This is a genomic window from Kitasatospora sp. NPDC005751, assembly GCF_040630835.1.
Lineage (GTDB): Bacteria > Actinomycetota > Actinomycetes > Streptomycetales > Streptomycetaceae > Kitasatospora.
The window spans coordinates 1-5736 of the sequence record NZ_JBEXYC010000122.1; the positions used below are offsets into that span (position 1 = coordinate 1).

Genomic DNA, 5736 nt, shown 5'->3' on the forward strand with positions numbered 1-5736 from the left:
GACGGTGCGTCGAACGGTCTGACGGCGCCGAACGGTCCGTCGCAGCAGCGGGTGATCCGGCAGGCGCTGGCGAACGCCGGACTGTCCGCGCGGGACGTGGACGCCGTCGAGGCCCACGGTACGGGCACCACCCTGGGCGACCCGATCGAGGCGCAGGCCCTGCTGGCCACCTACGGTCAGGACCGCGCCGGGGGAGCACCGCTCTGGCTGGGTTCGGTGAAGTCGAACATCGGGCACACCCAGGCGGCGGCGGGTGTGGCGGGTGTTATCAAGATGGTGTCGGCGATGCGGGCGGGTGTGCTGCCCAGGACGCTGCACGCCGACCAGCCGTCACCGCACATCGACTGGTCCTCGGGCGCGGTGGAGTTGCTGTCGGAGGCCCGGGAGTGGGGTTCTTCGGTGGAGCGGCCGCGTCGGGCGGCTGTCTCCTCCTTCGGGATCAGCGGGACCAATGCGCATGTGGTGCTGGAGCAGGCGCCGGTTGAGGAGCCGTCGGCCGCGTCGTCGGGGCCGGGGGTGGTGCCGCTGGTCGTCTCCGCGCGGGGCGGGGCGGCGTTGCGCGCGCAGGCGGCGCGGTTGGCCGACTGGTGGGAGGCGCGGGACGACCTGGGTGTGCCGGATGTGGCCTATTCGCTGGCCTCGGGGCGTGCGCGGCTGGAGCACCGGGCCGTCGTCGTCGCGGAGGACCGGGCCGAGGCGCTGCTCGGTCTGCGCGCCGTGGGCGGGGCCGCGCCGGTAGCGGGGGTCGTCGAGGGCACGGCCGACCTGCCGAATGACGCGGGGGTGGTGTTCGTCTTCCCGGGTCAGGGAGCGCAGTGGGTAGGCATGGGCCGGGAGTTGGTGGATTCCTCGCCGGTGTTCGCGGCGCGGCTGGCGGAGTGCGCGCGGGCGTTGCGGCCGTTCGTCGACTGGGACGTGCTCGATGTGCTGCGGGGCGTGCCCGGCGCGCCGTCGCTGGAGCGGGTGGATGTGGTCCAGCCGGTCTCCTTCGCGGTGATGGTCGCGCTGGCCGAGCTGTGGCGTTCCTACGGTGTGGAGCCGTCGGCGGTCGTCGGCCATTCACAGGGGGAGATCGCGGCCGCCTGTGTGGCGGGTGCGCTCTCCTTGGTGGACGCGGCGCGGGTCGTGGCCTTGCGCAGCCAGGTGATCGCGGACGCACTCGCGGGGCTGGGCGGGATGGTGTCGCTGGCGCTGAGCCCGGCGCGGGCGGGGGAGTTGGTGGCTGCCGCGGAGGGCCGGTTGTCGGTGGCGGCGGTGAACGGGCCCGGCTCGGTGGTGGTGTCGGGGGAGCCGACGGCGTTGGAGGGGCTGCTGGCGGACTGTGAGGCGCGGGGCGTGCGGGCGCGCCGGATCCCGGTCGACTACGCCTCGCACTCCGCGCAGGTCGAGACCGTCCGGGGCCGACTGCTCGACGTCCTGGGCGAGGTCACCGCCCGCTCGGCGGAGGTGCCGTTCTACTCGTCCGTGACCGGCGGCCGGGTGGACACGACGATGCTGGACGCGGAGTACTGGTACCGGAACCTGCGGGAACCGGTGGCGTTCGCGGCGGCCGTGCGGGCCTGTGCGGCCGACGAGTTCCGGGCGTTCGTCGAGAGCAGCGCGCACCCGGTGCTGAGCCTGGCCGTCGAGGAGACGTTGGAGGAGCACGGCGGAGAAGCCGTGGTGGTCGGGTCGTTGCGGCGGAACGAGGGTGGGCTTGAGCGTTTCCTCGTGTCGGTGGCCGAGGTGTGGGTGCGTGGTGTGTCGGTGGACTGGGGTGTGGCCACGGGGGGTGGGCGTCGGGTGGAGTTGCCGACGTATGCGTTCCAGGGTGAGCGGTTCTGGCTGGAGCCGTCGGTGGTGGGTTCGGGTGTGTCGCCGTTGAGTGCGGTGGATGCGTTGCGGTATCGCGTGGTGTGGCGGCCGTTGGATGTGGTTCCGGCGGTGGGGTCGGGGGGTGCGTGGCTGCTGGTGGTGCCGGAGGGTGGTGCTGACGGTGGCTGGGGGTCGGCGCTGGTGTCGGCGTTCGCCGAACTCGGTGTGGATGCCGGTGTGTTGGTGGTGGATGGTGCGGTTGGGCGTGACTCGTTGGCGGCGTTGTTGAAGGGGCGTGAGCCGGCGGGGGTGGTGTCGCTGCTGGGCAGTGGGTCGGGTGCGGTGGCCGGTGGTGGGTCGGTGCCGTGGGGTCTGGCGGCGTCGGTGGCGTTGGTGCAGGCGTTGGAGGACGTGGGTGTGGCGGCGCCGTTGTGGTGTGTGACGCGGGGCGCGGTGGCGGTGGGTGGTGGTGAGCGGGTGTTCGGTCCGGAGCAGGCGATGCTCTGGGGTCTGGGCCGGGTGGTCGCGGCGGAGCTGCCGGACCGTTGGGGTGGTGTGGTGGATGTGCCGGAGTCGCCCGGGGTCGATCTGGCGCGGGCCACGGTCACCGCGCTGATCGGCGGGCACGGTGAGGACGAACTGGCGGTCCGGTCTGCGGGGTTGTTCGTGCGGCGGTTGGAGCGGGCGCCGCTGGCGGGCCGTCCGGCGGTGCGTGACTGGAGGCCTGGCGGCACTGTGCTGATCACGGGTGCCACCGGCGCGCTCGGCCGTCACGTCACCCGGCGCCTGGCCGCCGACGGCGCCGAACACCTGCTGCTGCTGAGCGAGGACGCCTTCGAGGACGCCGAGTTCCTCGCCGAGCTGACCGCCTCCGGCGCCCGGGTGAGCGCCCACCGGTGCGACGTGTCCGACCGGGCCGCGGTGGGCGAGCTGCTGGCCGGGCTGCCCGAGGAGCACCCGCTCACGGCCGTGTTCCACGCCGCCACGCTGCTCGACGACGCCCTGGTCGATACCTTGACGGCCGATCAAATGGAGCACGTGCTGCGGGTCAAGGTCGGCGGCGCCCGGGTGCTGCACGAGCTGACCGCGGGCCTGGACCTCTCCGCCTTCGTCCTGTTCTCCTCCTTCGCCGGCGTCTGCGGCCTGGCCGGTCACGCCAACTACGCACCGGGCAACGCCTATCTGGACGCGCTGGCGCACCAGCGGCGGGCGGACGGCCTGCCCGCCACCGCGATCGCCTGGGGCCACTGGGACGGTGCCGTCACGGCCGCCCCCGGTACCGAGGAGCGGATCCGCCGGCACGGCGCCCGGGACCTCGACCCGGAGCTGGCCCTGGACGCCCTCGGGGGGATCCTGGACCACGACGAGACCTCCGTCGCCGTCCTGCACTGCGCCTGGGACGACCCTGCCTGGCGCCTGCCCCTGCTGGGCGGCCTCCGCGCCGAACGGCCCGGGCCGGCCCCGTCCGGTCCGGCGGTCGCCGACCCGTCGGACGACCCGGCGGCCGCGCTGGCCCGCCGCCTGGCGGAGCTGCCGGAGGCCGAGCGCCCCGGCGCCCTGCTGGCGCTGGTCCGGCCGGTGATCGCGACCGTCCTGCGGCACTCCTCGCCGGACGCGATCGAGCCCGACCAGCCGTTCAAGGACCTCGGCTTCGACTCGCTCACCGCCGTCGAACTGCGCAACCGCCTGCGGACGGCGACCGGCCTGCGGCTGACCTCCACCCTGATCTACGACCATCCGACCCCGGCGGCGCTCGCCGACCACCTGCACGCCGAACTGGCCCCGCGCCCCGACACCACCGTGGTGCCGGTCCTGGCCGAACTGGACCGGCTGGCGGCGGTCCTGTCCGCCGCCTCGCTCGCGGTGGCCGAACGTCAGGCGGTCGGCGACCGCCTCCAGGACCTGCTGGCCGGCTGGCGCGCCACCGCGTCGCGCGCCGACGGTCCCGCCGACACCGTCACCGAACTCGAAGCCGTGACCGACGACGAGCTGATCGGGCTCCTCGGCGACGAGTTCGGCATCTACCAGCCCGATCACTCCGCAGAGGGAAACGCTCATGAATGACGACCGGATGCGCTACTTCCTCAACCGGGTGACCGCCGAGCTGCGCGAGACCCGGGACCGCCTGCGGGAGGTGGAGGACAGCCGGCAGGAGCCGATCGCGATCGTCGGCATGGCCTGCCGGCTGCCCGGCGGCGTCACCTCGCCCGAGGGCCTCTGGGACCTGGTGGCGGCGGGCTCCGACGTGATCTCGGGGCTGCCCGTCAACCGCGGTTGGGACCTCACCGACTTCTACGACCCGGACCCCGACGTGCCGGGCCGCTCCTACGTCCGGGCCGGCGGGTTCCTGCACGAGGCCGCCGAGTTCGACGCCGCGTTCTTCGGGATCTCGCCGCGCGAGGCGCTGGCGATGGACCCGCAGCAGCGGCTGCTGCTGGAGGCCTCCTGGGAGGCGTTCGAGCACGCGGGCATCGATCCGGTGTCGGTGCGCGGGACCGACACCGGGGTGTTCGCCGGCGTGGTCTACGGCGACTACGCGCGGCGCGGTGCGCGGATCCCGGCCGATCTGGAGGGGCACGTCGGCACCGGCAGCGCCGCCAGTGTCGCCTCTGGCCGGATCTCCTACACCCTGGGCCTGGAAGGCCCCGCGGTGACGGTCGACACCGCCTGCTCCTCCTCCCTGGTCGCCCTGCACCTGGCCGTCCAGTCGCTGCGGTCGGGCGAGTGCTCGCTGGCGCTGGCCGGCGGGGTGACGGTGATGCTCACCCCCGAGGAGTTCGTCCGCTTCTCCCGGCTGCGCGGTCTGTCCACCGACGGGCGCTGCCGGGCCTTCGGGGCCGGCGCGGACGGCTTCGGGATGGCCGAGGGCGTCGGGCTGCTGCTGGTCGAGCGGCTGTCGGACGCGCGCCGCAACGGGCATCACGTGCTGGCGGTGGTGCGCGGGTCGGCGGTCAACCAGGACGGCCGGTCCAACGGGCTGTCCGCGCCGAACGGCCCCGCCCAGCAGCGGGTGATCCGGCGGGCCCTGGCCGACGCCCGGCTGTCCGCCGCCGAGGTGGACGTGGTCGAGGCGCACGGCACGGGGACGAAGCTCGGCGACCCGATCGAGGCCCAGGCCCTGCTCGCCACCTACGGCCGGGACCGGCCGGCGGAGCAGCCGCTCTGGCTGGGCTCGCTGAAGTCCAACGTCGGCCACGCCCAGGGGGCGGCCGGCGTCTCCGGGGTGATCAAGATGGTGATGGCGATGCGGAAGGAGGTCCTGCCGAGGACGCTGCACGCCGAGGAGCCGTCCCCGCACATCGACTGGTCCTCGGGCGCGCTCCGGCTGCTCACCGAGGCCCGGCCGTGGCCGGCGGGGGAGCACCCGCGCCGGGCCGGCGTCTCGTCGTTCGGCATGAGCGGGACCAACGCGCACGTCGTCCTCGAACAGGCCCCGGCCCCGGTGGACGCGGAGCCGGGGGAGGCGCCGGCCGCGGTCGCGCCGGTGCCGGGGCCCGCCGTGGTGCCGTGGCTGCTGTCGGCGCGCAGCGCGCCCGCGCTCCGCGAGCAGGCCGCGCGCCTGCGTTCGGCCCTCGGGGCGGGCCGGGCCGAGGATCCGGCGGCGGTCGGCCGTGCGCTGGCGACCACCCGGGCCGTTCTGGAGCACCGTGCGGTGGTGCTCGGGACCGAGACGGACAGCCTGCTGCGCGGCCTCGACGCCGTGGCCGGGGACTTCCCGGCGCCGGGTGTGGTCCGCGGCGTGGCGACGGGCCCCGGCCCGGGCCGGACGGTGTTCGTCTTTCCGGGGCAGGGTTCGCAGTGGGTCGGGATGGGTGTGGAGCTGTTGGCGGAGTCGCCGGTGTTCGCGGGGCGGTTGGCGGAGTGTGCGGAGGCGTTGGGGCCGTTCGTCGACTGGGATCTGCTCGATGTGGTGCGTGGTGTGCCCGGTGCTCCGTCGTTGGA

At 74.6% G+C, this 5736-nt stretch carries 2 protein-coding genes; both read left to right on the forward strand.

The genetic code is table 11. The annotated features are described in order from the left end of the window. Positions 1-3858, forward strand: a 3858-nt coding sequence (locus ABZ497_RS36325; protein WP_359812304.1) for an SDR family NAD(P)-dependent oxidoreductase, incomplete at its 5' end; no start/stop codon positions are given. Next, positions 3851-5736: type I polyketide synthase (locus tag ABZ497_RS36330; protein ID WP_359812307.1), on the forward strand; the 1886-nt coding region annotated here is incomplete at its 3' end. The genes ABZ497_RS36325 and ABZ497_RS36330, both read left to right, overlap by 8 nt.